The organism is Nostoc sp. DSM 114159, assembly GCF_053470285.1.
This window is the reverse complement of sequence record NZ_JBPFEH010000001.1, coordinates 5,019,689-5,046,413: the sequence shown is the minus strand read 5'-3', so window position 1 is coordinate 5,046,413 and position 26,725 is coordinate 5,019,689. Positions and strand designations below refer to the sequence as shown.

The following is a 26,725-nucleotide window of genomic DNA, read 5'->3' as shown; positions in this document are numbered from 1 at the left end:
GGATGTAATTAAGAAGATTTTTAGGAGTGAGATTATGCGCGAATCAGTCATTTATCAAGAAATCCTAGAAGAAGGCGAAGCCAAAGATAAAGCAGAAGGTAAAGCAGAAACAACAAGAAAATTGGCTTTAAATTTGTTGCGAATTGGCATGAGTTTAGACCAAATTGCTCAAGTTACTGAATTATCTATTGAGCAAATTCAAGTTTTACAACAGGAGATTCAAAATCCTTAATTTTAATTAATTGCTTTAGAAAATACGTGCCTATACAAGCAAAACCCGCGAATGCGGGTTTTGGAGTTTTTATGAGTCAGTGCAGACGCAATACGGTTCGATGAGGGCTTTTTGATTAAAATTATAAATCACAAAGACGCGATAAATCGGCGTCTCTACAATAATCAATCCTTCGTCTTGACGGCGATTTATCGCGTCTCTTGGCTTAACCGAACCGTATTGAGCGCAGACGGGCTTGGTTTTTGTAGACGCGATTTTTTTAATCCCCTTATTTAATCAAACTAAAACTCAGCACTTTGTGGTGTACGCGGGAAAGGAATTACATCACGAATATTTCCCATACCTGTCATAAATTGCACTAGTCGTTCAAAACCTAGCCCGAAACCAGCGTGGGGAACAGTGCCATAACGACGCAAATCGAGATACCACCACAAATCTTCTGGCTTTAACCCCTGCGCTAACACACGGCGTTCTAAAACTTCTAAACGTTCTTCCCGTTGAGAACCGCCGACAATCTCGCCAATTTTGGGTGCAAGAATATCCATTGCCCGAACGGTTTTTTCATCGTCATTCAAGCGCATATAAAAGGCTTTGATTTGCGCTGGGTAATCTGTAACAATTACTGGCTTTTTAAACTGTTGTTCAGCTAAGTAGCGTTCGTGTTCTGATTGTAAATCTAAACCCCAACTTACTGGATATTCAAATTTAACATCAGCTTTTTCTAAAAGTGCGATCGCTTCTGTATAAGTTAACCGTTCAAACTGATTATTAATAATATTTTCGGCTGTTGCCAACACAGATTTATCAATGCGTTCATTGAAAAATTCCATATCTTCTGGGCACGTTTCCAATACATATTTAAAAATGTGTTTGAGAAACGCCTCAGCTAAATCCATATCGCCTTCTAAATCGCAAAAAGCCATTTCTGGCTCAACCATCCAAAATTCTGCTAAGTGGCGGGAGGTGTTGGAATTTTCTGCACGGAAGGTAGGGCCAAAGGTATAGACGTTAGAAAACGCCATCGCCATAACTTCCGCTTCTAACTGGCCGCTAACTGTTAAATATGTGGGTTTAGCAAAAAAGTCTTGGCTGTAATCTACTGCTTGATTATCTGTGCGGGGAATATTCTTTAAATCTAAACTAGTAACGCTAAACAGTTCGCCCGCGCCTTCGCAATCGCTAGCAGTGATGATGGGTGTGTGTACCCACAAAAAGCCCCTTTCTTGGAAGAATTGATGAATTGCTGTCGAACAAGCATTCCTGACGCGAAAAACTGCACCAAAGGAATTGGTACGCGATCGCAAATGTCCAATGGTTCGCAGAAACTCAAAGGAATGACGTTTCTTTTGCAGGGGATACGTATCGGGATCGGCTTCTCCGTAAACTTTCACGGACTCGGCTTTCAACTCAATCCGTTGTCCTTTACCAAGAGAAGCTACTAGTAACCCTGTCGAAACGACAGCAGCACCCGTATTTAATTTTTTCAATATAGCTTCGTAATCTGGCAAATCCTGATTAATGACGACTTGCAAATTAGCTAGTGATGAGCCGTCATTGACTTCAATAAAAGCAAACCCTTTGGACTCGCGCTTTGTTCGCACCCAGCCTTGCACTTGGAGGGACTCATCAGGTTGGCCACTTCGCAATATTTCTGCAATCCGTCGATTTACCATATTTACCCAGCATAAGACTTTAATATCCAGCCTATGATAACGCCCATTCCACCAAAGCGGACGACTTGCCAGAAAGGTTTTTTGAGGCTACGCCAAGAAAATAACTGGCTTTCTAAGTTCACTTCTAGCATTTCCAACTGCTGTTGAATGTGCCGTAACTCTGCTTTGATTTCTGGTGTTTGAGATTTATTATGCTTTAGTTGATCCCGGCGCTGTTGCCATTGTGCCTGTTGTTGGCGATCGCGTTGCACTTGATCGTAACGTTCTTTTAAGGATAGGAGCGATCGCTCTACTTCCTCTAGTTCTTGTTCAAAATCTGGTTCTGGATTTTCTGCTGACGGCTGTGATTGTTTTGGCGGCTTCATTTACAAGTAGTAAAGTAGAAGTAAATGCAAATGTGCCAATAGTTATGTCCCAATCTACCCAGCTGCCGAAAACCAGTCAACTGAATGAACTTAGTACTCTGGAACTAGCTCAAGCCCTCATGGAAAGACTAAGCATTTCCCCTAACGATTGGCATCGCCTCAAGTCTAACCGCAATTCTCGCGCTAATGAACAAGTGGCAGCAGCGATTGTGTATCTTTTAAAGAATCAGCCACAAGAAGCTCAAGCTAGATTAGAACAGGCAATTGGTTGGTTAGATCGCTCCATTTCTGCCCCTCCCTGTCCAACTCACGGAAAAAGTTAGAAGTGATGAGTAAAATTAGGAGTGATAAGTGATGAGTTAAAAGTTTTAAATTATTAACTCCTAACTCCTAACTCCTAACTACCCTACCGCCGCAAAGATAATCCCCGGCGATTTTCCATTTGTTTACAAAGCCTTAATTCTGTGCCTTTACGGTTCCACTCTACCCGATCAAAAATTTGATGCAGAAGACATAAACCACGACCATTTTCCGATTCATCTGGTGGAAGATAGTCTGTTGGTTCTTCATTACTAGTAGATGAAGGAGTAAAGCCACTACCTTGGTCTGATATTATCCACCAATATTGATTATCGATTACGGAAAAACGAACTACAACTGTTTTACTCGGATCGAGATTATTACCATGTTTAGCTGCGTTTACTAGGGCTTCTTGAAGTCCTAGCCGCAGTTCTGCTTGTAATCTTGCTGGAATTTCTGCCAACAATAAGTCTAAGATGGGACAAAGGTAGAGGGTTGAGGCAAAACTAATAGTGCCCCAATAACGTCCAACTGGACGGAGTGAAATAGTAATCACAAGAGAAACCCCATAGCTTTCAGTTAGCTAGACATCAGTTTGCTATTACAGTCACCCTGATAAAACTTGAGGTGGTCATGCTGCCTTCAAACTTGCGTCTTTAAAACTAAATTTTGAAAATGCTAGGGAGCATTGGCTCTATAGTTCTGAATTGGGATTGTTTCGGTATATATCGGCTGGAATAAATTTGATAATGAACTCAGCAAATTAAAAATATGCTGTTAATTTTAGAGAGTATTGGCATACTCTAATTAGTTGCCGATTTATAATTCACACAATCTTCTTCATGTTTTTCAGAACCTATGCTACTTGAATTTATTTAAACAAAATGGATTTTTATTTTTCGCTTAATTCAATTTTAGCATCTTTAGTATGCACTACACTAAAAATTTCAAATTTCAGTTTTTTGAAGGAATTACTAACCTTGTCAACAATGTGATAGCACAAGAAAGGCGGCAGCTTCAACATGAGCAGTTTGAGGAAAAAAATCAGCAGGTTGCACCCGTGTGATGGTATATTGCCCATCTTGACAAAGCAATTTCAGGTCGCGGGCGAGGGTAGCTACTTTACAGCTGACGTAAACGATCCGAGATGGTTTCAATTGCCGTAAAGTATCTATGACTGCACGATCGCACCCCTTACGTGGCGGATCGAGTATTACTACTTCTGGTATTGTGCCCATTTGGGGAAGCAATTTCTCTACTGCCCCGACAAGGAAAGTCACATTATCAATTCCGTTGCGGTGGGCATTCAAAATTGCCTGTTCTACTGCTGCTGGTTGCACTTCTAATCCTGTAGCAATACGTACTTTTTTGGCAAGGGGTAAAGTTAAAGTCCCAATACCACAGTAGGCATCAACTAGGAACTCATGCCCTTGAAGATTGAGTTCTGATTGAATTACCTGCAATAGTGCCTCTGCCGTTTCTGTATACACTTGGAAAAATGTATCTGGGCGTACTTGAAATTCCAGTCCAGCAAAATATTCATGCAGGTGGGGGACTCCAGCAATGCAACGGGTTTCTGATCCAAAGATAGCATTTGTGCGATCGCCATTGCGATTGAGCGACACTCCCACTAAGTGCGGATAGCGCTTTAACCATTCCTGGGCTTGAGTTTCAATTCCTGATAAATTCCAGTCCTTTACCACCACAGTCAGCAACATTTCCCCTGTGTGTCGGCCAATGCGTAAACCGAGATGGCGAATTTTTCCTTGGTGGCGGTGTTCGTCGTAAATTTGCCAACCTTGCTGTTGAATATCCTGCTTAACTTCGGCAAGTAAGGGATTTAATCGCGCATCTTGGACTGGACATTGATTTAAATTAATTAATTGGTGGCTACCTTTTTGATAGTAACCAGCTTGTACTTGTCCTGTTGCCGATAGCGAGAGAGGATATGTAGATTTATTACGGTAGCCGAAAGCAGAAGGGGCAGCAAGTACCGGATCTACCGGTGGTTGGATAAAACCACCAATGCGCTCCAAAGCTTGAATAACTTGATTTTGCTTGGCTACTAGCTGGTAATCATAATTAATATGCTGCCACTGGCAACCACCGCACTTATCCGCCACAATACAACTGGGCCGAACACGGTGGGGGGATGGTGACAATAGCTGTTGCAGCTTCCCGTGGGCGTATTTTGGTTTAACGTGTACTAAACGGACAATAGCGCGATCGCCTGGGACGGTATCTGGGACAAACACTACACGCTCATCAGCACGTCCCACACCATCGCCTGTATCGCTCAGATTAGCGATCGTCACTTCAATTAATTTACCCTGTTGCCAAATTATTTTTGTCATTGGTCATTAGTCATTAGTCATTGGTCATTGGGATTAGGGGAGAGGTAATAGGTGACAGATGACAGGGAATAATCTATACCCTGTAACCTGTCACCTATTCCTTTCTTCACTCTCCACTCTCCTGAAATAGATAAATTCAATACATAAGTAGCTCCTATCCCTTCACTTGTGTACCTCCAACTCGCTAAACTAACAGATAATATTTCAGGTGATTTCAATAATCATGACTGTAATTAGCCAAGTTATTCTCAAAGCCGACGACGAACTGCGTTATCCCAGCAGTGGCGAACTTAAAAATATCAAAGACTTTTTGCAAACCGGCGTACAACGGACGCGGATTGCGGCTACCTTAGCCGAAAACGAAAAGAAGATAGTTCAAGAAGCAACTAAACAACTGTGGCAGAAACGTCCTGACTTTATCTCCCCTGGAGGTAATGCTTACGGCGAACGCCAACGCTCTCTATGTATCCGTGATTTTGGCTGGTACTTACGCCTAATTACTTATGGTGTACTTGCCGGTGATAAAGAGCCAATCGAAAAAATCGGTTTGATTGGTGTGCGGGAAATGTACAATTCATTGGGCGTTCCCGTGCCTGGAATGGTAGAAGCGATTAATTCCCTCAAAACAGCCTCTATTAGCTTACTGAGTGCGGAAGACGCAGCCGAAGCAGCACCTTACTTTGATTACATCATTCAAGCGATGTCTTAAGACAAAGTGTGTGCTGGTTCTAGGAATATACTTTCGGTCTACTAGAGTGAGTGCGAGGTATTAGCACTCGATAGGCATAAGATACCCAATTTGATCGTACCTTCCCCACATTTGGTAGTGGCTGTGGCAAAATCTCTGTCAAGTTACCAACCAGTTGTGGGGAAATTTTATGGATATGGGTATGGGGCATTGGGCATTTGACCAATGACTAATGACTAATGACTAAGGACAAATACAAAAAACCGACAGTCCTTGATTAAGGCTGTCGGCTATTAAGTGTGTTCCCTATTAATGACTCGGCTAGAGTTCAGTTGTCATTAATTATGCCTAGTTACCAATCGCTGGGAGACGATCCTAATCATCAATATGTGTGATTCTCGTCACTTGATTGTTACATCTAAACTGCATATACCCGAATAATCTCTGAGTGAGGCTAGACTCACGTAAGTAAAGGAGCTAGAAATTTCACCAAGATTAAAAAATAAAGTTATCTTTATAGACTAAAGCATTTTGTATGCTAATGAGCTTTATCTTGTCTAGTTCATGGTCGGAATAATCCTGTTGAGTACATTCTGGGGTTGCACTACTCTTCCATCCAAGAAACAAGTTTGCTTGTAATAAAGGCTGCACAGGCATCTACTGCCAATATTTATCAAGATGGAAATACAGGTATTTAGAGCTAATTCGTAAACGAGAGTAAAGTATTTGTTTCGTTAGGGTTTCAGGAATTTGAGTCAATCAAGAGTTAATTCTCTGAAAGTCATGCCCAGCAATAAATGGGGTATCCTTAAGATTTTCTTTACGAATTAGCTCTTAGTTAAAGTTTAATTGAAGAGCGATCGCGCTTCAATCTATAGAACCCATTTGAGATCTTTTTGCTAGCTAGCAGCTAATCGTTTGAGCATCAATCGGATAAAACAAAGTTTGAGCTTGGCATTGGCACGAGCGAGTGTCCGGTCAAAGTTTTTGACTAAACTTTTACATCGCTCTACCCAAGCATTGGATCTCTCTATCACCCATCTCGCAGACACCGGAACAAATCCGGATTGACATGCAGGCTTCCTTTTCAGCTTTTGATGGCTTGGCAGAGAGTTCAAATTGGATTTTGGTCATGATCTGGGGATAAATTTGCTCCAAGGCCGGGATAATTTTTTCAGGATGATAGCCATGATCTACCAAGATAGTTGTTTTGGGCAATTCCAGTGGAATAGAATTGGAAATAATCGATATTTTGTGAGAGCATTTCAATCAACCCCTGGTCATCAGATACGTTGGCGGTGGTGCAGTGAGTGAAGAAAGGGAAACCCAATATATCCACTGCTAGATGTCTTTTAATCCCGTTGGTCGCTTTGTAAAAACAAAACCCTTTCGACTCAACACTGGCATTACAAGTATTTTTGACCGCTTGTGAATCAATCAGGATCAGGGTTGTCCACTGTGGGTTTTTTTTACTTTTTTACGCACTCCCTCATGTAAATTAGCCATAATTGAGTCCAGGACGCCATCTTCACACCACTGCTTGTAATGCCAGAACACAGTAGAATAGGGCGGCAAATCTCTGGGTAAGTCTGCCCAGTTGCAACCATTCTTAAGTTGATAAAATATCCCGTTCAATATTTGCCTCTTTGTCCACACAGGAGGTCTTGTTTTCTTCTTGGTCGGCAATAACGGCTCGATAATTTCCCATTCCAAGTCTGTCACGTCGCTTGAATATCCCATTTTTCGCCCTGACCTGATTCTATTCCACTGTTTCTGCCGATTTTACTTGTTCACCTCAAAGATCTCAAATGGGTTCTATAGGAAGTAAAAGTGCGTAGCTTGGCGCCGTAAGCATCGTGTTTTGCAACATAATGAGAGTCAATCACAATAGCGCGATAAGCTAAAGTTAGCAGCAGAAGTGATTCACAACTGGCAAAAAACCTAGCTTGGGGTAACGATGGCAACAGAACAAAAGCACAGCAATTATTTATCAGAAGCCGAAAGCCGTTTGCGTCAACTTTCTCTTGAGAAGTTGCGAGTAGTAGTTGCAATTATTGCTTATCTACAAAAAACAGAAGAAAACGAAGTTACTGAAAAATTATTATTAAATATTCCTGATTTTGCCCAATCGTTCCGTGAGATTGAACAAAATGAAGAAAAATTAGAAAATACTGCCTCAAATCAGATTGCCTCAGATGAAGAAGTATGGCAGGCTTACTTAGCAGTTGAAAAAAAATGGGAAGAGGTATTCCTTCAGCTTGCAGACTCCTAAATTTCTCACTATTTCTCAAGTCTTAAATATTCACCAACGCCAAATTCAAAGATTTGGTGGAACATCAGGTGTTAGAGACGAAGGTTTGCTAGATTCAGCACTGGCACAACCTCAAGCTACTTTTGGCGGTGAACTTCTCCATCCAACAATTCACGAGCAAGCAGCAGCGTACCTCTACCATTTAGCAATGAACCATCCGTTTATTGATGGCAATAAGCGTACCGCTTTCGCTGTTATGCTTACTTTTTTGAGCTTAAATGGCTACACTCTCAACCTATCTCAAGAGCAAGCTTACAACTTGGTGATTCAAGTAGTTCAGAAAGAAATATCCAAAGAAGAATTATCTGCATTTCTGGAACTGCACTTAGAGCACAAGTAAATCGATAGAATAATGCTCTGTCCCCCCAGAGTGCATTACTTCCATGACTGCAACCTCAAAACCAGCCTTTTCCCCCCAAGAAATTGCTGCTGAAGGTCTTAAACCAGAAGAATACGCAGAAATTGTCCGTCGGCTAGGCCGTCATCCCAACAAAGCTGAACTGGGAATGTTTGGCGTTATGTGGTCTGAGCATTGCTGTTACAAAAATTCTCGACCTTTACTCAAACAATTTCCCACCGATGGCCCCCGCATCTTGGTGGGGCCTGGTGAAAATGCTGGTGTTGTAGACTTGGGTGATGGACTCCAACTAGCTTTTAAGATTGAATCTCACAACCATCCCTCAGCAGTCGAACCCTTTCAAGGAGCTGCAACGGGAGTCGGAGGTATTCTCAGAGATATTTTTACAATGGGTGCGCGTCCCATTGCCCTATTAAACTCGTTACGCTTTGGTTCTTTAGAAGATGCCAAAACCCAACGACTGTTTAGCGGTGTGGTGGCAGGAATCTCTCATTATGGTAACTGTGTGGGAGTACCCACCGTTGGCGGCGAAGTTTACTTTGACTCTGCTTACTCTGGTAATCCTCTAGTGAACGTTATGGCATTGGGGTTGATGGAAACCTCAGAAATCGTCAAATCTGGAGCATCTGGTTTAGGCAACCCCGTGCTGTATGTTGGTTCCACCACTGGGCGCGACGGTATGGGAGGCGCGAGTTTTGCTAGTGCAGAATTGAGCGATCAATCCATAGACGATCGACCTGCTGTACAAGTGGGCGATCCCTTTTTAGAAAAGTCGTTGATTGAAGCTTGTCTGGAGGCGTTTAAGACGGGTGCAGTTGTCGCCGCCCAAGATATGGGAGCTGCGGGAATCACCTGTTCTACCTCAGAGATGGCGGCAAAAGGCGGTGTGGGAATTGAACTAGATTTAGATAAGATTCCCGTCAGAGAAATAGGGATGGTTCCTTATGAATATCTGCTTTCGGAATCTCAAGAACGAATGCTGTTTGTTGCTCATAAAGGGCGCGAGCAAGAATTAATTGACATTTTCCATCGGTGGGGACTTCAAGCCGTTGTTGCTGGGACAGTTATCGCCGATCCGATTGTGCGAATTCTCTTTCAGGGTGAAGTAGCAGCAGAAATTCCCGCTGAAGCTTTGGCGGAAAATACCCCACTGTATAATCGGGAGTTGTTGGCAGAAGCACCAGAATATGCGCGTCAAGCTTGGGAATGGACTGCTGACTCCCTACCTGCTTCCACAACTGCTGGAATAGAACTTCCAGGAGGACTGCAAAGTTGGAATGATATTCTCTTAACTTTGCTCGATACACCCACGATCGCTTCTAAAAATTGGGTATATCGTCAGTATGACCATCAGGTACAAAATAATACAATAATACTTCCAGGTGGTGCAGATGCAGCTGTTATCCGCTTGCGCCCCTTGGAAGAGGACAAGGGGACAAGGGGACAAAGAGGACAAGGAGACAAGGAAACCCTCAATGCCCAAAGTGGTGTGGCGGCCACTGTAGATTGCAATCCTCGTTATGTATATCTTGACCCCTACGAGGGAGCTAAGGCAGTGGTGGCAGAAGCTACACGCAATCTTAGCTGTGTGGGTGCAGAACCTCTGGCAGTGACGGATAACCTCAATTTTGGCTCTCCAGAAAAACCCATTGGTTACTGGCAATTGGCAGAAGCTTGTCGCGGTTTGGCGGAAGGTTGCCGAGAATTGGCAACACCAGTTACGGGTGGAAATGTCTCTTTGTACAATGAAACTCTTGATTCTCAAGGCATCCCCCAACCGATTTATCCCACTCCTGTTGTCGGAATGGTGGGCTTAATTCCTGATATCACCAAAATTTGTGGTCAAGGTTGGCAAGCATCCGGTGATGTGATTTATCTTCTGGGATTGCCTTTAGCATCCCAAATCAGTTTGGGAGCATCTGAGTATTTAGCCACCATCCACAATACTGTTGCCGGAAAACCACCACGGGTTGATTTTGACTTGGAACGCCGCGTCCAGAAAGTTTGTCGTGAAGGAATTCGTAATGGTTGGGTACGTTCAGCTCACGATTCTGCTGAGGGGGGAGTGGCGATCGCACTAGCCGAATGTTGTCTTGCTGGCAACCTTGGTGCTGAAATCAATTTAGAAATAGCACCTACACAGTTAAACCGCTTGGATGAGGTGTTGTTTGCCGAAGGTGGTGCCAGAATTTTAGTTTCTGTAGCATCAGCACAACAAGAAATTTGGGAATCATATTTACAGGAACATCTGAGTCAAGAATGGCAAAAACTGGGTGTAGTTGGTAATTTTGAGACGGGTTTGGGGGTTTTCACCACTGATAACCAAACCTTAATCAAAGTTAGTATCGAAGATATGAACGATCGCTATTTCCATGCGATCGCCAAACGTCTCGCCATCCATACCACTACTTCTGAAGAAGTTAGGAGTTGAAAGTGAGGAGTTAGGAATAAAATGCATAACTCCTAACCCCTCACTCCTAATTCCTCACTCTTTTATTAGCGTCTCTGAGCAAAATTAGGGTACTGTTTTAATGGATGGTTAAAGATTTGTTAAGAACTCCCCAGCCATCTATATAATCCCAGTGACTGACTACCAATTTGAGATTTTGAATTTTAGATTTTGGATTAGGGGCGTTGCTTCTAGTTCATATCTTGCTCTTACTGGGCAAAAAATCTGAAATAGCCATTCTTAAATCCCAAGCCGCATCTTTACTACGGTGCGATCGATCCAAAAAACGCTCTCTACAAGACGCTGCGCGTAGCTTGCAACTCTTACAGAGTACGCGGACTCGCTCTAAGCGAAGCCATGCCGTTGGCGCAGCCTCTCGTAGAGAAGGCTTTACGCTCCGCTATCGTCAATCGTTCGACTGAGCGTAGCTGAAGTCTCAAATCCAAAATTGATTGACCCCCCCATCAGGAGCAAAGCTAGCATGATTTCTATTCATTCTGTCACTTCGGATGAATACCCCGACCAGACCAACAACCCAATCAATAGTCATGAAAATCAGTCTGACAAGCCAGAAGAAGCTTGCGGTGTTTTTGGGATCTACGCCCCAGGAGAAAACGTTGCTAAACTGACCTACTTTGGATTGTATGCCCTCCAGCATCGGGGTCAAGAATCAGCTGGTATTGCCACCTTTGAGGGAACTCAAGTACATCTCCACAAAGATATGGGCTTGGTGTCTCAAGTTTTCAATGAATCTGTTTTGGATCAATTGCCCGGTAGTCTTGCTGTTGGTCACACTCGTTATTCCACCACAGGTTCTAGCCGCAAAGTTAATGCCCAACCCGCAGTACTAGAAACCCGTTTAGGTTCAATAGCGCTAGCACACAATGGTAATTTGGTCAATACCATACAACTACGTCAAGAGTTGCTTGAAAATAAATGTAACTTAGTCACCACAACAGACTCAGAAATGATCGCTTTTGCGATCGCCGAAGCCATAGATACGGGCGCTGATTGGCTAGAAGGTGGAATTCAGGCATTTCGACGTTGCCAAGGAGCCTTTAGTTTAGTTATTGGCACTCCCGTCGGCGTTATGGGTGTCCGCGACCCTAATGGAATCCGCCCCTTAGTAATCGGCACTTTGGCTGGTAATCCAGTCCGTTACGTTTTGGCTTCCGAGACTTGTGGTTTAGACATCATTGGAGCCGAATACCTACGAGACGTAGAACCAGGTGAATTAGTTTGGATTACAGAAGAAGGTTTAGCTTCTTATCATTGGAGTCAACTGTCCGAGCGGAAATTGTGTATCTTTGAAATGATTTACTTTGCTCGCCCTGATAGCGTCATGCACAACGAGAGTTTGTACAGCTATCGAATGCGATTAGGACACCAGCTAGCTAAAGAATCTTTTGTAGATGCCGATATTGTCTTTGGTGTTCCTGATTCTGGTATACCTGCTGCTATTGGATTTTCCCAAGCGTCTGGTGTCGCTTACGGCGAAGGACTGATTAAAAATCGCTATGTTGGGCGAACCTTCATTCAACCAACCCAAACCATGCGGGAATCGGGTCTGCGGATGAAACTCAACCCCCTCAAAGATGTGCTGGTAGGTAAACGAGTAATTATTGTAGATGATTCGATTGTACGGGGTACTACCAGCCGTAAATTAGTCAAAACTTTGCGTGAAGCAGGTGCAGTAGAGGTACACATGCGAATTTCGTCTCCGCCTGTAACTCATCCCTGCTTCTATGGCATTGATACCGATTCTCAGGATCAGCTAATTGCTGCTACCAAGTCAGTAGCAGAAATTGCCAAGCAACTGGAAGTAGACAGCCTCGCCTATCTAAGTTGGGAAGGAATGCTAGAAGCGACACGAGAAGATACTAATAGTTTCTGCTCTGCCTGCTTTACTGGAGATTATCCCGTGGTTATTCCTGAGCAAGTCAAGCGTTCTAAGCTGATTTTGGAAAAAGTAGTGGTGTAGGGGTTGGGGGGATTAGAGAGATGAGGAGACAAGCCCGCACTCAGACTTTTCGCTCCTGCTCTTGAGAGGCTTTGAATTCTCCTCCTTCTCTTGTCTACGGTGTACACACAAGTCCTAAAATCCTTGCTTGGTAAGATACAAGCCTTTCCTCGTTCCTATGCTCCGTATGAGAATACATTCTTCATGTGGCTGCTGACTCAATGTCTGATTGTAGGCAGAGCCTCTAATCAGCCATTCCCATGCTCTGCATGGGAACGAGAGACACTCCAGGCGAAACTCTTACCAAATCCGAATAAATTTGATGAATAGGGCAAGTCATTGCCCCATCTACCTTTGCTAACTCAACTTAATTGTTCAAACTTAAATTTCCCTTTAATAAACTTGTTAAAGTGTTGACCTATAGACGGTGCATTGTCTAAGTCTTCCTTGACACCAGGAGGTACTTTGAAATACTCGTAAACACTGCCACTGTCAAATTCAATAGTCAGTGTTTGAGTTGTTGGCTCATAGCGAAATTCCTTAATGAAACTGCCTTCAGGCTTGAGTAAGGGGAAGGCGATCGCATCCCGAATACTGGCACAATCGGTTAATAACATCACCAATCTATCAATCCCAATCCCTAATCCACCTGTAGGCGGCATACCATATTCCAAAGCTGTCAGAAAGTCTTCATCCACACCTTGGGCTTCTAAGTCACCAGCAGCTTTTCGCGCTGCTTGAGTTTCTAAACGCTCTCTTTGATCGATGGGATCGGTAAGTTCTGAGAAGCTGTTCGCTGTTTCTCGCCCGACTATAAATAACTCAAATCTTTCCACCAAACCAGGTTGAGAACGATGGGGTTTTGCTAAGGGCGAAATTTCTACAGGGTAATCAATTACAAAGGTAGGTTGAATTAAATTAGCTTCTACTTTCTCTTCAAAGGCTAAATTTAATAACTTACCAATTGATTGGGCTTCATCTATACCAGGGATAGCAGCATTTTTACTTGCTGTTTTTGCTTCTTCCAAGCTTTGGAACGAATTAAAATCCAAGCCTGTAAATTCTTTAACTAAATCGTGCATTGTCACCCGTCGCCAAGGTGGTGTTAAATCTATCGGTTCCCCTTGGTAGGTGATTTGCAATGTGCCGAGTACATCTTGTGCAACAGTAGTAATAATGCCTTCAGTCAGCGCCATCATATCGTTGTAGTCGGCGTAGGCTTGGTAAACTTCAATCGTCGTAAATTCGGGATTGTGTCGAGTCGAAATTCCCTCATTGCGGAAAATCCGTCCCAATTCAAACACCTTTTCAAAACCACCTACAATCAACCGTTTGAGATGGAGTTCTGTGGCAATTCGCAGATACAATTCCATTTCTAAAGTGTTGTGGTGGGTGATAAATGGACGTGCATCTGCACCCCCAGCTTCACTTTGCAAAACGGGCGTTTCAATTTCTAGAAAATCTCGTTCTTCTAAATAACGGCGAATCCCAGCAGTAATTTGAGCGCGACGGCGAAAAGTTTGCCGCACTTCTGGGTTTACAATCAAGTCAACGTAGCGCTGACGGTAGCGCTTGGCAACATCCGTTAATCCATGCCACTTGTCGGGTAGAGGCAACAGGGATTTAGTAAGGATAGTATATTGTTTAACGTAGACAGATAACTCGCCCTTTTCAGTCCGTTTAATAGTACCTTTAACTCCCAGGATATCGCCTGCATCTGTGAGTTGTTTTAAATGATTGAAGGCATCAGCATCAATATCTGCCATACCTTCTTGGATGCGATTTTTATCCAAATAAAGCTGAATCGTACCGGTTTCATCTTGCAAGGTGAAAAAAGCCAATTTACCAAAAACGCGACGCGCCATAATGCGTCCGGCTATGGCAACTTCCAAATCGACTTCTTCACCACTCGATAAATTGGCAAACTTTTCTTGCAACTGCGCTGCATGATGGGTGGATTCCCAACGATAGGCATAAGGGTTAGTCCCTAGCTGCTTGAGCTGTTCTACTTTCTCCAGCCTTGCGGCTCGGATATCTTCTTCCGACATGGTAACGAACTAAATAGGGCAAGATTAATTATAGATGCTGCCAAAGTTGAGAGTAAAAGATAATCGCCTAAAAGTGATGTGCGTAGGCGTAGCCCACTGTAGGTATCGCTAAAGGAAATACAATGACACAAACTAGAGTGCGCCTGTGGACTGTAAACGAATATCACCGGATGTTTGAAACGGGTATTATTACAGACGATGAACGGGTAGAACTGATTAATGGGCAAGTTATCCCGATGAGCGCCAAAAATCCTCCCCATGCAGCGACAACGCTGTGTGCATCTGATTATCTCAAGCGACTGCTAGCAAAAGTTGCCCTAGTTCGGGTAAAAGATCCCATTCAGTTGAGCGAATACTCGGAACCTGAGCCAGATATTGCTGTTGTTCAGATTGATGGGCGAAAGTATATCGATCGTCATCCTGCACCGAATGAAATCTTTTTATTAATTGAGGTAGCGGATACAACACTAGAAGCAGACCGTAAACACAAAGCGCCTCTTTATGCGAAAGCAGGAATTAATGATTACTGGATTTTAGATGTGAATCAGCGTCAGGTTTATGTTTTTCGCGAACCAAGCTTGAAAGGTTACAATCTTGAATTTATTTTGCAGGAGGACGCAACATTATCCTTGATTGCATTTCCAGAAATTGAAGTTATGATTAATCAACTATTTCCATAAGTCTCTCAGACTGTGGGGTATAGGAATAATAAAAGTGGGATTCTAAGAATAAGTTGTACATCGCATTAATAATTAAAATAATTAAGTTAAATAAAGTAACATAGCATTTCCTAAATTAGTTGCTTCTATGTAGTAAACAATTATCTCTTTGCCGTATTTCTTGATCGAATTGGTATGAGACAGCTAAAATAAAAATTGCTGGCGATCGCTACTAAAAAATTATTAGGCGATCGCTTCTTTTAAGCCTTTAATTATGTCCTATTTTTAGCAAATGCCTAGATGAAATAGCCTTCATTTTCAAGTTAGTAAATTGTACGATCGCCTTTACAAAATCTTGCTGTTCTGGTTGCAAATTTAGTTTTTCTAGGGCTTGCTTGATATTATTACCAGCCCGGAGATTGTGATTAAGTTGGGCACGCTGGGCTGAGTTTAATACTGCCTCAATTTCCCTGTTTCTTCTCTGACGCACAGCCTGAAGTTCTTGCCGTTGTAGGGGAGTCAGGTTAATCTCCGGCGAGGTGGAGTAGCTTACAGTTTTAGTAGTTTGGGCGAAAATAATACCAGAAGTAGTATTGATTTGAAGGGGTGCAGCTAAGGCAATTCCCGGCATAAAGAGGACAAGAGCAAGAATATTAGCGAACACAGATAGCCGTTTTGTCAAGTAAATTGCCATATTGAGAAATATCTAGTACACTGCGGCGGAAGTTTGCTTACTTTAACAAGTTGCTCAAGTTCCAAAACCAGGAATTAAACGCTTGATGGCACGACCGGCAACGTCGCCATAGCGCAGTTCTCCACACAGAATCTTACCCATGATTTTCGCACCGGAAGGACGCTTAACACCAACTTTGTAGCCAATGCTAGGAAAGCGATAAAATGCCCCACCTAATTTTTGTGCCCAAGCCATTTCAGTACCCCATTCTTCATTAATGGCTTCGCTATATTTTTCTAAAGCATTGATATCACCAGAAAGAGCCTCATTTATGGCTCCTGCTGCAATCAAACCGCTAAAAATTGACGGACGAATGCCTTCTGCTGTCATGGGATCGACTACACAAGCAGCTTCCCCAGCTAAAACTGCATTTTGAGTATGCAACTTTTGGTTGCCATCCCACAAGCAAAGAGGATAACCATATTGTTTGCCAGTTTTGATATCTACATTAAACGATCGCGCGTACTCATCTAAAATTTTCTTAAAATCCTGGGGTTTGCCGCCGACAAATGTACCGACACCAATGGAATAACCGTCCGCCTTCGGGAAGTTCCAAATGTAGCCGTTTTTCACCAAGCCAAACTCGAAGTGAATTGTAGATTTATCCTTGACCTCCGCGGCCACTTCTGCTTCTAAAGCTCCTGCTAAACGGCGTTTACGGTCTTTGAAGCCTAGCCATTTTGCCATTGGCCCTTTGACACCATCAGCCGCGATTAAGTAGCGACCTGTAACTGGGCCATTAGCTGTGTTAACTTGCCAGTAGTCGCTTTGAAACTCAATACCCGTTACTTCCGTATTATCTCGTAGTTCAGATCCTTGCTTTTGCCCTTGCTGCACTAGGAAATGGTCAAAAATATCTCGTCGTACCATCCAGACTGGTTCTTTTGTGGCGATTTTTGCTTCTACGGGGTCGCCCAAATTCCAGGTAAAGCGAAGGGAGTCGGCTTTTACAGAAATTACTGGGCTAAAATCAAAGTCGAACCATTGAGCGATCGCTGGAGATACACCACCACCACAAGGTTTATATCTTGGCAAAGATTCTTTTTCCAACACTAATACTGAGCGACCTTGTTTGGCTAAATGATATGCAGCTGTTCCACCAGCTGGCCCAGCGCCGACGATGATGCAGTCGTACATATTGAATTTTTGCTCCAGAATTAGTTTATTTTCTATTGAGAGGGGCAATTTAGGAATTGTTCCTACTTTAATTATTCATGTCTACTTACTTACTCGATCAATTTTTCTAGGATTTATGCAATAACTTAAGAAATGATAAAGGCTGAAGAATTTATCCATTATCCTTCAGCCTTTATACTTAAGACTTGAGACTTTAAACAGTCGTGATGTCTTTTTCTTTTTCTGCTAACAGCGAGTCTATTTTGGCAGTATACTCATTTGTCAGTTTTTGCAAGCTGTCTTGTTGGTCTTTTGATTCATCTTTGGAGATTTCAGAGGCTTTCTCCTGTTTACGAATGGCGTCTATGGCATCGCGGCGAATGTTGCGAATAGCAACACGACCCTCTTCGGCATACTTGGATGCCATTTTGACGAATTCTTTACGGCGTTCGCTCGTTAAGGGCGGAATATTCAACCGGATTACAGAACCGTCGTTACTGGGTGTTAAACCCACATCTGAGAGGGAAATAGCCTTCTCAATGATGTTTAGGGTGTTGCGCTCGTAGGGTTGAATTAAGATCGTCGTAGCATCCGGCGTGCTAATATTTGCCAGTGATTTCAAGGAAGTAGGCGAACCGTAATAGTCCACCAATACCTTATCTAATAGACTCGCATTGGCGCGACCAGTGCGAATCGAGTTAAAAGCTCGTTGAGTTGCCTCAACGGTTTTTTGCATCGTACTTTCAGCTTCAGCTAATTTCACAAGAACCTCCCACAAGGGTGCCGATGGATTCTCCCAAGACTGCTCGGTGGATATTTCCTCGCACCGTTAGGTCAAATACCAGAATTGGGATATTATTTTCTTTACACAAGGCGATCGCAGTACTATCCATCACCCGCAAATCTTGGGCTAAAACGTGCGCGTAGGTTAAGCTATTGTAACGCTTGGCGTCAGGATAAATATGAGGATCGGCATCATATACTCCATCTACTTTGGTGGCTTTAAAAATCACCTCAGCATCGATTTCTGCTGCTCTTAATGCCGCAGTCGTATCTGTAGTAAAAAAGGGATTTCCAGAACCAGCACCAAAAATTACCACCCGTCCTTTTTCAAGATGACGGATGGCACGACGACGGATATATGGTTCTGCTAATTCTTGCATAGCGATCGCGGTTTGCACCCGCGTCTGTACTCCTATGTGTTCTAGCGAATCTTGCAGCGTCATGGCATTCATTACCGTGGCAATCATCCCGATATAGTCAGCTGTTGCCCTGTCCATCCCCGCCGACGCTGCTTTGACGCCACGAAAAATATTGCCGCCGCCAACAACTATGGCGATTTGAGTACCAGTGGCTATCACTTCTGCTAATTCTTGTGCTATTCCTTTGACCACTTCTGGATCAATACCATAGCCCATGTTTCCCATTAAGGCTTCACCGCTCAGTTTGAGTAAAACCCGTCGGTAATTCGTTCCCATGAAGTTACGCTTTATCAAAAAAGTTGCAATTGCCTCCAATTTAAGATAGCAGTTACAGGGACTATCTATGTCTAGTTACGCCAAATCAATGTAGTCCCAACTGGTTCTGTTTGTGGTATGGCTATTTCTTCACCTTTAAACAGAGAAGCGATCGCAGTTCTCAAATAATCCTCTCCCACTGATAATGGATCTTGGGGATGATTATCAATTTTACCTTTGTAACGGACTATACCATTAGTATCTATGAGAAAGGCTGTTGGTGTTTTTGTTGCACCGAAACTACCGGTCACATCTTGGGTTGAGTCCCACAGGTAGGGGAAGTTCAACTGGTGATGTCGGGCAAAAGCTTTCATATTTTCAAAGCTTGACCTAGTGTCGTAGTCAACATTACTACCATTGAGTCCAATTAGTGTGAAGCTTTTTGGGGCAAATTCGGCTTGAATGTTTTTTAATCTGCCTAAATACCGATCGACATAAGGGCAGTGGTTACACATAGAAATAACGCCGACTGCTCGGAACTTCTCAAGATAACGCCTGAGATGGTGTACTTGACCATCAATTCCTGGCAATTCAAAATCTGGTGCGTAGCTCCCAACGGGAGTATCAATTGTTTCTAGTAGATTCATGATTTCTGGCTCGCAGAACTAGGAACAAGAAAAATATTGTTAAATTCAGCGTCAGTTTCCAGTTGCAAACCACCCCTTAGCCGATGCCTCATATTCGCCAATCTTATAGACCAAATTTGCGATCGTAAATTGTGAAACTACTGAATCTAGCACTGATGCTAATTCACTCACATCTAAAAAATAGCCCAAATATTACTCATATTAGAAACGTTATGATTTTTAATACTGACATAATCTCAGTTATGAGTAAATTACCTCTATCAATAAGATGAAAACTCTTTAGACTGGATAAAACTATTAGCTTAGAAGCTTTTGTGGTATATGTATAAGCTATCACTAGAGCCAAGGATTTATTTTGAAAATCTGATAAATTTTCTGCAAATTCAAAACAATTTTATTTGTACCTTGCTACTAAAAAGCTTTTAGGATTCTTTACGTAAAATTTACCATGACAACCTCAAGTTCAAAAACAGCACTTAACTTTACAAAAACCTGGATTTGGCAAGATTTTCCGATATGTTACCAAACCCAAGGAACTACTGGACCAGCTGTTGTCCTGGTTCATGGATTTGGTGCTTCTTGGTGGCATTGGCGAAAAAATATTCCCGTATTAGCGGAAAATTGCCGAGTTTTTGCTATTGATTTGATTGGTTTTGGTGGTTCCGCAAAACCTCAACCTGGTGAAAAAATTACCTACACATTAGAAACTTGGGGACAGCAAGTAGCAGATTTTTGCCGTGAAGTTGTCGGTGAGCCAGCTTTTTTAGTCGGAAATTCCATTGGCTGTATTGTCGCCATGCAAGCAGCAGCCAGCAACCCAGATATTGCCTTAGGAGTTGCTTTGCTCAACTGTTCTTTACGGCTGTTGCACGATCGCAAACGGGTAACTTTACCTTTATCTCGTCGTTATGGAGCGCCTTTACTGCAACGCCTGTTATCTATCAAACCAGTTGGTAATTTCTTTTTCAATCAACTCGCCAAACCAAAAACAGTACGGAAGATTCTTCTACAGGCATACTCGAATCCTGAGATGGTGACAGATGAGTTGGTGGATATTCTCATGTCACCAGCAAGCGATCCGGGGGCTGGGGCTGTGTTCCTTGCCTTTACTTCTTATTCTACAGGGCCATTACCAGAAGACCTTTTGCCACTATTACAATGTCCAGCGATTATCTTATGGGGAACAGCCGATCCGTGGGAACCAATTAAGTTAGGGAGAGAATTAGCTGACTTTCCACAGGTAGAAAAGTTTATTCCTTTAGAGGGAGTGGGGCATTGTCCGCAGGATGAAGCGCCGGAGTTAGTCAATCCGATTTTACTCGATTGGATTTTGGAGCGATCGCGGTAATAGACTCGGCTCAATTTTCACGTAATGGATGGTATTGAATATATTCAAAAAGATTTATTTTTTGTTGATTGAGCCGATACAAAAAATTGGCGGTTGACTGTGAATAAACTTGAAAATTTGACAGGAATAGACTTCTTTTCAAATATTCCTGAAGATATTCAAGAACATATTGAAGATTATTTGAGTCCTGTTCCAATACCAATCACTTCATTTCTCCTAGCCGATACAGAATCATTAGCTTACTCACTCAGTATCAAGGAACTCAGTTCTAACAGTACCATCTGGCATGATAGTGTTGCATAAAGTCAGGTATCTGACATTACCAGTAAGACTACCACCAGTCAAATCGGCATTAGTCAAGTCAGCTCCATACAATATGACGGAACTAAGATGGGCACTACGCAGATTGGCATTGATTAGTTTAGCACCTTCGAGATCAGTACAATCAAAATCCGCATCCCTCAAATCAGCATTAGTCAGGTTAGCAGAAGTCAAGGTAGCACGTCCCAGATAAGCACCACTGAGATTAGCACCACTCAAGTTGACGCATATCATGTTGGTTCTAGTCAAATTAGCACTACTCAAATTAATGCCGCTAAGATTATTCCTAGTGGGGTCGTATTCATCGAGTCTAGCAATGTTAAGGTTGACATAGCTCAAGTCAACACCAGAGAAATCTCTCTCCCCAGAAGCATAGCGCCTGTACAACTCTTCAGCATCCATAACCCAACCCTCACATTAACTAATACATATACTTTTTATTTCTTTCTTTGTGTACTTTGCGCCCTTTGCGGTTCGTTCCTCATCTGATTTGGAGCATCTTTATACAGAATTGGTATTACCCGTATTGGAATCAGATGAGAAGCGCTATATTTATTAACTAATAATAAATTTTTGGCATTATCTCTTGTTTGCTCAATTAGGAATAGTACTCAAGGCAATTACTAATTCAAAACTAACTGACTTAAAAAGAAGGCAAGGGCTGCACTGCCCAAAGGAACTGTCAAATTGTCAATACCCAAAAATGAAACAGCTTCTAAAGCAGTAGCTATAACTGCTACCACAAGTGATACTGCCCAAGTTTGCCAACTGTTTCCTTGAGTTCCAACTAAAATCAAACTACTGACGACATAGCTAACGAGCATCATAGTTAGGGAGCCTTCCCAACTTTTTTCTATCCCAAAAACTTTATACTTGTGTGTACCAAAACGTTGCCCAATTAAAGCTGCTAGTCCATCTCCCCAAGTCATCACCAAAATTCCAAGTGCTGCGTACTGGGGTTGTTGTAAATACCAGAACCAGGCAACTAAAATACCGAAACTGACAGAGTAAAAAAATGTCCCTAAGCTTTGCCGTCCAACGCTATTAATACCAGGAAGAATTGGTAATCGGTAGGATAATAAGGTGATTGCACTCGCTAAAATAGAAGCTGTAATCCCTACGCTAGCAGGAATATTTAGCCACCAAGCGATTAAAATCACATTACCAGTGCCAATATGAACTATCTTCCGCACGATTTCTGGCTCATCGGCGAAGCGGTTTACCACCCATGCAATCAGGAGGATGAGTAAAACCCAAATTGCAGCCGACGCAATTTGCAGCCAGAAAATCGGAATTGAGGTGAAGTCAGAAAATGTAATTAACAAAGATACGACAAATGAAAAGTTTTACCCTTGTTACTAATTTATAAGATTTGGGTAGCTGCAATGAAATTATTATTTATTTGGCTGATTCGGGGCTACCGAATGTTTATCTCGCCGTTGTTTCTCCCGACTTGTCGCTTTCAACCAACTTGTTCGATGTATGCTATTGAAGCTATTGAACGATTCGGAGTATTACGTGGTAGCTGGATGGCAACTCGGCGGATTTTGCGCTGTCATCCGTTTCATCCAGGCGGTTACGATCCAGTGCCAGAGGTGGTAGAAAAGGTGAAGGAGGAGTAGTTTGAGGATTAGAGTTTAAACGCAAAGGGGCGCAAAGGGAAGCGCAGAGGGACGCAGAGAATGAAAGGAGCGGTAAATTATTAAAGGATGTGTTCGTGGGTATAGATAGCTATTTGGGGAGATGTCAACAGATGAGGTTGTCATCTAGCGTGGGAAGGTTGAATAATTTAATTTGGACTTACGATGATTAAGCCTACTGCGATTTCTATACCTGAACCACAAATTCCTACTCCTGGGCCGAGTCCACTACCTAGTCCCAATCCTGAGCCGAATCCGTTACCTAGTCCCGAACCAGTACCGGGGCCTGTACCAGAACCAGTACCTGCTCCCATTCCTCAGACGGTTCCAGGGACAATTCCCCAAACCATACCGGAACCTGTTTAGATTACCTTGGTAATGTAATCCAAAATCTCAAATCTAAAATCCAAAATGCTAAGAGCCGGAATTGTCGGACTTCCCAACGTCGGAAAATCTACTTTATTTAATGCTGTAGTTGCTAATGCTAAAGCTGAAGCAGCTAACTTCCCTTTTTGCACGATTGAACCGAATGTCGGCGTTGTCGCAGTACCGGATGAACGGTTAAATGTTCTTGCTAAAATTGCCAGTTCGGCACAAATCATCCCGGCGCGGGTGGAATTTGTGGATATTGCCGGTTTAGTTAAAGGTGCTAGTCAGGGTGAGGGACTAGGAAATCAATTCCTGTCCCACATCCGGGAAGTTGATGCGATCGTCCATGTGGTACGTTGTTTTGAGAATGACGATATTATCCATGTTGCTGGTTCTGTCGATCCAGCGCGAGATATTGAAATCATTAATATAGAGTTGGGTTTATCAGATTTAGCACAAATTGAGCGGCGAATTGACCGTACTCGTAAACTAGCTCGTACCAGCAAAGATGCACAGTTTGAAATCACAGTTTTAGAAAAATTAGCTGCGGCTTTAAATGAAGGTAAATCGGTGCGTCAGGTAAGCTTGAATGAAGAGGAAGAAGTAATTATTAAAGGGCTAGATTTGCTCACTTATAAACCGATTATCTACGCCGCGAATGTATCTGAGGATGAGTTGGCAACTGGTAATCATTTTGTGGAAACAGTACGGCAAATTGCAGCAACAGAAAATGCCCAAGTTGTGATAGTTTCGGCTCAAGTTGAAGCTGAATTAGTGGAATTACCAGAAGAAGATAAAGCTGATTTTCTCGCGTCTTTAGGTGTGGAAGAAGGCGGTTTGAAATCGTTGATTCGAGCAACTTACACGCTTTTAGGTTTGCGGACATATTTTACTTGCGGTCCCAAAGAAACCCGCGCTTGGACAATTAATGCGGGAATGTCTGCACCTCAAGCTGCTGGTGTAATTCACAGTGATTTTGAGCGGGGATTTATTCGCGCCGAAACTGTTGCTTATAAAGATTTGGTAACAACTGGTTCGATGAATGCTGCGAAGGAAAAAGGGTTGGTTCGCAGTGAAGGGAAAGAGTATGTTGTGCAGGAAGGGGATGTAATGCTGTTTCGATTTAATGTGTAGATGTAATTAATAAGTGGCCGTTATCGATAAGATAATGGTCAACTTACACCAAGTTGCGTAGGCTTTGCCCGCACTTCGACAAAGCTCAGTGACCACCGTAGGCATCGCGATAAATAAATTGACAAATATTCTCTAATGTGCGTAAAAATATGCAAGGCGATCGCAAATAAACCAGCAATCCTCAAAATCTAGTAGCTACTTCCACCCACAATACAGCCAAGCTGTGAGTATTTTGTTGTAATCCAAAATACTAGTATACTTACGTAAGTATTTGATTCATGATAGTACTTTCTGCAAAGAAAGCAATAATTCATTGACAGTATAGGGCTTTGACAAAAACGTATTGACACCAATAGCTGCTACTGCACTGAGCTTCTTGTCGGACATAAGTCCACTGCTGGCAATAATTTTGACTTGGGGGTTGATTTTTTGCAAGGTACGTATGGCTGTTAAACCATCCAGTGAGGGCAGCATAATATCCATGAGGACGGCACTAATTTTGTCTCTATTTTGAGCATATAGCGCGATCGCCTCAATGCCATCACTGGCAACTAAGATTTTGTAGTTGTGAGCTTCTAGTGATGTTATCGTAATCTCTTGAATGGCTGCTTCATCATCCACAACTAAAATCAATTCTCCATGTCCTGTCTGTGGTGGCAAATCTTCGGGGCTAATTGTTTCTATTCCGCCCACTGCTGGCAAGTAAACCTGAAAGCTAGTGACACTTTCCGGTTCACTATACACGTTCACAAAACCTCCGTGACTTTTAACGATCCCCAATACTGTGGAAAGCCCTAAACCAGTGCCTTGTCCGACATCTTTTGTAGTAAAGAATGGCTCGAAAATTCTATCTAGCATTTGTTTTGGAATCCCAATTCCAGTATCGGAGACAGTAATCACTATGTAAGGCCCCTCTTTAGCTTCTAGGTTCATGCGGGCATAATTTGCGTCAATCAACATATTTTCGGCAGACATACTCAAAGTACCACCGTTGGACATAGCATCGCGGGCGTTAACGCAGAGGTTCATCAGCACTTGATGCAGTTGAGTACTATCTCCAGAAACCATCCACAAATCTTGCGGTACATTAGTGCTGATTTCTATCGATTTGGGAAAGGTTTCTTTCAGAATCTTGGCAATTTCTACAATTATATGTTTGAGTTGCAAAGTGATGTGCTTCCCTTCTACACCCCGTGCAAAGGATAGTACCTGTTTAACTAAATCAGCACCGCGTCTAGCGTTAATTTCTAAAATTTCTAGGAGATGACGAGTCCGCTCATCTACATTGGGAAATTTCAGCGGTAGCAGTTGCGCTCCTGCCAAAATCGGTGTCAGGATGTTGTTGAGGTCGTGAGCGATACCACTAGCTAAAGTGCCAATACTTTCCAAGCGTTGAGCGCGAAATAATTGGGCTTCTAGATGCTTTTTCTCGGTAATATCTGTGTCAACGGTGAGAATTGATTTTGGTTTTCCTTGTTCATCGCATACCAGAGTCCAGCGACTAGCCACAAGGACTTCTTTGTTCATTTTAGTAAGTTTTGTTAACTCTCCCTGCCACTTACCTTGACTAATAGCTTGCAATAGAGCCGCTTCAATTTCCGGTGAAGGTTCGTCATCCAAAAGTTCGCTAGCATTTTTACCGCAAGCCTCTGTAGCTTGCCAGCCGTAAAGTGTTTCTGCGCCTTTGTTCCAGAAGATAATTTGATTGTTTAAATCTCGGACGCAAATAGCATCTGTGGTGACATCTAGTAATGCTGCTTGTTCGCGAATTTTTTCTTCTGCTAGCTTGCGATCGCGTAGCGCAGCTTGTCGTTCGCTAATATCTATACTGGCGCATGTCACCCCGATAATTTCTTGGGTTTGATTCCGTAGTGGCTCGACAGTTAAATCGTAATATCGCGTTGTATCTTTGATGGTAATTGATACTTCCTCTCGCGTTCCGATGCCTGTAGTCAGCACTCTACGTTTAATTGCGATCAGATGTTGAGCATCTTCTACTGGGATGATATCTAAGTCTTGCTTGCCCAATATTTTCTCAACTGTCAATCCAGATGGGGGATTGTAAACCCAGGTGTACCGTAAATCTTTATCCTGGTTGTAGACAAAAATTGGAGAGTTTTTGAGAGCAACCCGAAATCGCTCCTCACTCTGCCGTAGTGCGTTGTCTGCCCGTTGACGTTCAATGGCATAACGCATAGATCGCACCAGCAAGTCACCAGTTACTTGTCCTTTCACTAAATAATCTTGCGCTCCTTGTTGCATTGCGCTAGTTGCTAGGGTTTCATCATTTATACCCGTCAGCACAATGATTGGAGTTGCTTTTGCCTGATTGTGAGCAATGACAAAGGTTTGTAATCCCTGGCTATCTGGCAGCGAGAGGTCTAATAAAATCACATCAAAAGTTTCGTTTGTTAGGTAGTTGACTGCTTCATAAAGCCGTTCAACGGGCATCAACTCAACTACAACTGCGATCACTTCCTTAAATAACTCTTGTAACAATAAGACATCACCAGGGTTGTCTTCTACTAACAAAACTTTAATAATATTTTCACCTGCCATTTCC

General features: G+C 42.7%; 28 protein-coding genes. 12 read left to right on the top strand and 16 right to left on the bottom strand.

Annotated features, from left to right (window positions below):
- The first annotated feature begins 34 nt into the window (after positions 1-34).
- Positions 35-232 (top strand): hypothetical protein, encoded by a 198-nt coding sequence (locus ACR5KR_RS20905; protein WP_448267862.1) that lies wholly within the window; start codon positions 35-37, stop codon positions 230-232.
- Between the two features lie 281 nt (positions 233-513).
- Here ACR5KR_RS20905 and asnS read toward each other — a convergent pair whose 3' ends face one another.
- Positions 514-1,905, bottom strand: a complete 1,392-nt coding sequence (asnS, locus tag ACR5KR_RS20900) for an asparagine--tRNA ligase (RefSeq protein WP_448267861.1) — start codon at positions 1,903-1,905, stop codon at positions 514-516.
- A gap of 2 nt (positions 1,906-1,907) precedes the next feature.
- Complete coding sequence (locus tag ACR5KR_RS20895) at positions 1,908-2,270, bottom strand: hypothetical protein (RefSeq protein ID WP_190729982.1); 363 nt, start codon at positions 2,268-2,270, stop codon at positions 1,908-1,910.
- 44 nt (positions 2,271-2,314) lie between these two features.
- On the opposite strand from ACR5KR_RS20895, the gene ACR5KR_RS20890 reads away from it, so the two are divergent.
- On the top strand, positions 2,315-2,593 hold the full coding sequence (locus tag ACR5KR_RS20890) for a DUF6439 family protein (protein WP_094328229.1): 279 nt from the start codon (positions 2,315-2,317) through the stop codon (positions 2,591-2,593).
- Between the two features lie 83 nt (positions 2,594-2,676).
- On the opposite strand, the gene ACR5KR_RS20885 is transcribed toward ACR5KR_RS20890, so the two are convergent.
- Complete coding sequence (locus ACR5KR_RS20885; RefSeq protein WP_322669713.1) at positions 2,677-3,126, bottom strand: ATP-binding protein; 450 nt, start codon at positions 3,124-3,126, stop codon at positions 2,677-2,679.
- A 427-nt stretch (positions 3,127-3,553) separates the two neighbouring features.
- Positions 3,554-4,924, bottom strand: coding sequence for a 23S rRNA (uracil(1939)-C(5))-methyltransferase RlmD (gene rlmD / locus ACR5KR_RS20880; RefSeq protein ID WP_448267860.1), 1,371 nt, complete (start codon positions 4,922-4,924; stop codon positions 3,554-3,556).
- 223 nt (positions 4,925-5,147) lie between these two features.
- On the opposite strand from rlmD, the gene ACR5KR_RS20875 reads away from it, so the two are divergent.
- Positions 5,148-5,633: an allophycocyanin gene (locus ACR5KR_RS20875; RefSeq protein ID WP_445630682.1), complete on the top strand. Its 486-nt coding sequence runs from the start codon at positions 5,148-5,150 to the stop codon at positions 5,631-5,633.
- Between the two features lie 878 nt (positions 5,634-6,511).
- Here the strand turns inward: ACR5KR_RS20875 and ACR5KR_RS20870 are convergent.
- The 3 genes from ACR5KR_RS20870 to ACR5KR_RS20860 form a co-directional block, all read right to left on the bottom strand.
- Positions 6,512-6,664 carry a hypothetical protein gene (locus ACR5KR_RS20870; RefSeq protein WP_448265190.1) on the bottom strand — a complete coding sequence of 51 codons (153 nt, stop codon included), beginning with the start codon at positions 6,662-6,664 and terminating at the stop codon, positions 6,512-6,514.
- A gap of 122 nt (positions 6,665-6,786) precedes the next feature.
- A complete protein-coding gene (locus ACR5KR_RS20865) occupies positions 6,787-7,050 on the bottom strand; it encodes a hypothetical protein (protein WP_448270282.1) in 264 nt (87 codons plus the stop codon).
- Between the two features lie 5 nt (positions 7,051-7,055).
- On the bottom strand, positions 7,056-7,352 hold the full coding sequence (locus tag ACR5KR_RS20860) for a transposase (protein WP_448265191.1): 297 nt from the start codon (positions 7,350-7,352) through the stop codon (positions 7,056-7,058).
- 217 nt (positions 7,353-7,569) lie between these two features.
- Between ACR5KR_RS20860 and ACR5KR_RS20855 the strand changes: the two genes are divergently transcribed.
- The 4 genes from ACR5KR_RS20855 (at position 7,570) to purF (ending at position 12,711) form a co-directional block, all read left to right on the top strand.
- Positions 7,570-7,884 carry a hypothetical protein gene (locus tag ACR5KR_RS20855; protein ID WP_448267859.1) on the top strand — a complete coding sequence of 105 codons (315 nt, stop codon included), beginning with the start codon at positions 7,570-7,572 and terminating at the stop codon, positions 7,882-7,884.
- Positions 7,871-8,263: a type II toxin-antitoxin system death-on-curing family toxin gene (locus ACR5KR_RS20850; RefSeq protein ID WP_448267858.1), complete on the top strand. Its 393-nt coding sequence runs from the start codon at positions 7,871-7,873 to the stop codon at positions 8,261-8,263. The genes ACR5KR_RS20855 and ACR5KR_RS20850 overlap by 14 nt, the downstream gene beginning before the upstream one ends.
- Before the next feature lie 43 nt (positions 8,264-8,306).
- Positions 8,307-10,712: a phosphoribosylformylglycinamidine synthase subunit PurL gene (purL, locus tag ACR5KR_RS20845; protein WP_448267857.1), complete on the top strand. Its 2,406-nt coding sequence runs from the start codon at positions 8,307-8,309 to the stop codon at positions 10,710-10,712.
- 499 nt (positions 10,713-11,211) lie between these two features.
- Positions 11,212-12,711: an amidophosphoribosyltransferase gene (purF, locus tag ACR5KR_RS20840; protein ID WP_448267856.1), complete on the top strand. Its 1,500-nt coding sequence runs from the start codon at positions 11,212-11,214 to the stop codon at positions 12,709-12,711.
- A gap of 341 nt (positions 12,712-13,052) precedes the next feature.
- On the opposite strand, the gene lysS is transcribed toward purF, so the two are convergent.
- The gene (lysS, locus tag ACR5KR_RS20835; RefSeq protein ID WP_448267855.1) at positions 13,053-14,738 is read right to left on the bottom strand and encodes a lysine--tRNA ligase; all 1,686 of its coding nucleotides are present in this window, start codon (positions 14,736-14,738) and stop codon (positions 13,053-13,055) included.
- Positions 14,739-14,860: 122 nt separating this feature from the next.
- Between lysS and ACR5KR_RS20830 the strand changes: the two genes are divergently transcribed.
- Positions 14,861-15,418: a Uma2 family endonuclease gene (locus ACR5KR_RS20830; protein ID WP_445630688.1), complete on the top strand. Its 558-nt coding sequence runs from the start codon at positions 14,861-14,863 to the stop codon at positions 15,416-15,418.
- A gap of 247 nt (positions 15,419-15,665) precedes the next feature.
- Here the strand turns inward: ACR5KR_RS20830 and ACR5KR_RS20825 are convergent, their stop codons facing one another.
- The 5 genes from ACR5KR_RS20825 to ACR5KR_RS20805 all read right to left on the bottom strand — a co-directional run bounded on the left by ACR5KR_RS20825 (position 15,666) and on the right by ACR5KR_RS20805 (position 19,350).
- A complete protein-coding gene (locus ACR5KR_RS20825) occupies positions 15,666-16,091 on the bottom strand; it encodes a hypothetical protein (RefSeq protein ID WP_445630689.1) in 426 nt (141 codons plus the stop codon).
- A gap of 54 nt (positions 16,092-16,145) precedes the next feature.
- A complete protein-coding gene (locus tag ACR5KR_RS20820; RefSeq protein WP_448267854.1) occupies positions 16,146-17,267 on the bottom strand; it encodes a geranylgeranyl reductase family protein in 1,122 nt (373 codons plus the stop codon).
- 193 nt (positions 17,268-17,460) lie between these two features.
- On the bottom strand, positions 17,461-18,009 hold the full coding sequence (frr, locus tag ACR5KR_RS20815) for a ribosome recycling factor (protein ID WP_445630691.1): 549 nt from the start codon (positions 18,007-18,009) through the stop codon (positions 17,461-17,463).
- Entirely contained in the window at positions 17,996-18,724 is a 729-nt protein-coding gene (gene pyrH, locus ACR5KR_RS20810) for a UMP kinase (protein ID WP_322669722.1), read from the bottom strand. Before pyrH ends, frr begins: the two co-directional genes overlap by 14 nt.
- Before the next feature lie 71 nt (positions 18,725-18,795).
- Positions 18,796-19,350: a thioredoxin family protein gene (locus ACR5KR_RS20805; protein WP_445630692.1), complete on the bottom strand. Its 555-nt coding sequence runs from the start codon at positions 19,348-19,350 to the stop codon at positions 18,796-18,798.
- Positions 19,351-19,798: 448 nt separating this feature from the next.
- Here ACR5KR_RS20805 and ACR5KR_RS20800 point away from each other — a divergent pair, with 448 nt between their 5' ends.
- The gene (locus ACR5KR_RS20800) at positions 19,799-20,698 is read left to right on the top strand and encodes an alpha/beta fold hydrolase (RefSeq protein ID WP_448267853.1); all 900 of its coding nucleotides are present in this window, start codon (positions 19,799-19,801) and stop codon (positions 20,696-20,698) included.
- Between the two features lie 243 nt (positions 20,699-20,941).
- Here ACR5KR_RS20800 and ACR5KR_RS20795 read toward each other — a convergent pair whose 3' ends face one another.
- Positions 20,942-21,421, bottom strand: a complete 480-nt coding sequence (locus tag ACR5KR_RS20795) for a pentapeptide repeat-containing protein (protein WP_448267852.1) — start codon at positions 21,419-21,421, stop codon at positions 20,942-20,944.
- Positions 21,422-21,642: 221 nt separating this feature from the next.
- Positions 21,643-22,344, bottom strand: coding sequence for a diacylglycerol/polyprenol kinase family protein (locus tag ACR5KR_RS20790; protein ID WP_448267851.1), 702 nt, complete (start codon positions 22,342-22,344; stop codon positions 21,643-21,645).
- A 60-nt stretch (positions 22,345-22,404) separates the two neighbouring features.
- Here ACR5KR_RS20790 and yidD point away from each other — a divergent pair, with 60 nt between their 5' ends.
- From yidD to ychF, 3 genes are all read left to right on the top strand, one after another.
- Positions 22,405-22,641, top strand: a complete 237-nt coding sequence (gene yidD, locus ACR5KR_RS20785; protein ID WP_012412579.1) for a membrane protein insertion efficiency factor YidD — start codon at positions 22,405-22,407, stop codon at positions 22,639-22,641.
- A 183-nt stretch (positions 22,642-22,824) separates the two neighbouring features.
- Positions 22,825-23,025, top strand: coding sequence for a hypothetical protein (locus ACR5KR_RS20780; protein ID WP_448267850.1), 201 nt, complete (start codon positions 22,825-22,827; stop codon positions 23,023-23,025).
- Positions 23,026-23,070: 45 nt separating this feature from the next.
- Positions 23,071-24,162 (top strand): redox-regulated ATPase YchF, encoded by a 1,092-nt coding sequence (gene ychF, locus ACR5KR_RS20775; RefSeq protein ID WP_448267849.1) that lies wholly within the window; start codon positions 23,071-23,073, stop codon positions 24,160-24,162.
- Positions 24,163-24,438: 276 nt separating this feature from the next.
- On the opposite strand, the gene ACR5KR_RS20770 is transcribed toward ychF, so the two are convergent.
- Positions 24,439-26,721, bottom strand: a complete 2,283-nt coding sequence (locus ACR5KR_RS20770; RefSeq protein WP_448270280.1) for a response regulator — start codon at positions 26,719-26,721, stop codon at positions 24,439-24,441.
- Positions 26,722-26,725: the final 4 nt, after the last annotated feature.

Bases quoted from the DNA above. Each gene is read 5' to 3' on its own strand.
- ACR5KR_RS20905 (WP_448267862.1), top strand. From the start codon at position 35: ATGCGCGAATCAGTCATTTATCAAGAAATCCTAGAAGAAGGCGAAGCC.
- asnS (WP_448267861.1), bottom strand. From the start codon at position 1,905: ATGGTAAATCGACGGATTGCAGAAATATTGCGAAGTGGCCAACCTGAT.
- ACR5KR_RS20895 (WP_190729982.1), bottom strand. From the start codon at position 2,270: ATGAAGCCGCCAAAACAATCACAGCCGTCAGCAGAAAATCCAGAACCA.
- ACR5KR_RS20890 (WP_094328229.1), top strand. From the start codon at position 2,315: ATGTCCCAATCTACCCAGCTGCCGAAAACCAGTCAACTGAATGAACTT.
- rlmD (WP_448267860.1), bottom strand. From the start codon at position 4,924: ATGACAAAAATAATTTGGCAACAGGGTAAATTAATTGAAGTGACGATC.
- ACR5KR_RS20875 (WP_445630682.1), top strand. From the start codon at position 5,148: ATGACTGTAATTAGCCAAGTTATTCTCAAAGCCGACGACGAACTGCGT.
- ACR5KR_RS20860 (WP_448265191.1), bottom strand. From the start codon at position 7,352: ATGGGATATTCAAGCGACGTGACAGACTTGGAATGGGAAATTATCGAG.
- ACR5KR_RS20855 (WP_448267859.1), top strand. From the start codon at position 7,570: ATGGCAACAGAACAAAAGCACAGCAATTATTTATCAGAAGCCGAAAGC.
- purL (WP_448267857.1), top strand. From the start codon at position 8,307: ATGACTGCAACCTCAAAACCAGCCTTTTCCCCCCAAGAAATTGCTGCT.
- purF (WP_448267856.1), top strand. From the start codon at position 11,212: ATGATTTCTATTCATTCTGTCACTTCGGATGAATACCCCGACCAGACC.
- lysS (WP_448267855.1), bottom strand. From the start codon at position 14,738: ATGTCGGAAGAAGATATCCGAGCCGCAAGGCTGGAGAAAGTAGAACAG.
- ACR5KR_RS20830 (WP_445630688.1), top strand. From the start codon at position 14,861: ATGACACAAACTAGAGTGCGCCTGTGGACTGTAAACGAATATCACCGG.
- ACR5KR_RS20825 (WP_445630689.1), bottom strand. From the start codon at position 16,091: ATGGCAATTTACTTGACAAAACGGCTATCTGTGTTCGCTAATATTCTT.
- ACR5KR_RS20820 (WP_448267854.1), bottom strand. From the start codon at position 17,267: ATGTACGACTGCATCATCGTCGGCGCTGGGCCAGCTGGTGGAACAGCT.
- pyrH (WP_322669722.1), bottom strand. From the start codon at position 18,724: ATGGGAACGAATTACCGACGGGTTTTACTCAAACTGAGCGGTGAAGCC.
- ACR5KR_RS20805 (WP_445630692.1), bottom strand. From the start codon at position 19,350: ATGAATCTACTAGAAACAATTGATACTCCCGTTGGGAGCTACGCACCA.
- ACR5KR_RS20800 (WP_448267853.1), top strand. From the start codon at position 19,799: ATGACAACCTCAAGTTCAAAAACAGCACTTAACTTTACAAAAACCTGG.
- ACR5KR_RS20795 (WP_448267852.1), bottom strand. From the start codon at position 21,421: ATGGATGCTGAAGAGTTGTACAGGCGCTATGCTTCTGGGGAGAGAGAT.
- yidD (WP_012412579.1), top strand. From the start codon at position 22,405: ATGAAATTATTATTTATTTGGCTGATTCGGGGCTACCGAATGTTTATC.
- ACR5KR_RS20780 (WP_448267850.1), top strand. From the start codon at position 22,825: ATGATTAAGCCTACTGCGATTTCTATACCTGAACCACAAATTCCTACT.
- ychF (WP_448267849.1), top strand. From the start codon at position 23,071: ATGCTAAGAGCCGGAATTGTCGGACTTCCCAACGTCGGAAAATCTACT.
- ACR5KR_RS20770 (WP_448270280.1), bottom strand. From the start codon at position 26,721: ATGGCAGGTGAAAATATTATTAAAGTTTTGTTAGTAGAAGACAACCCT.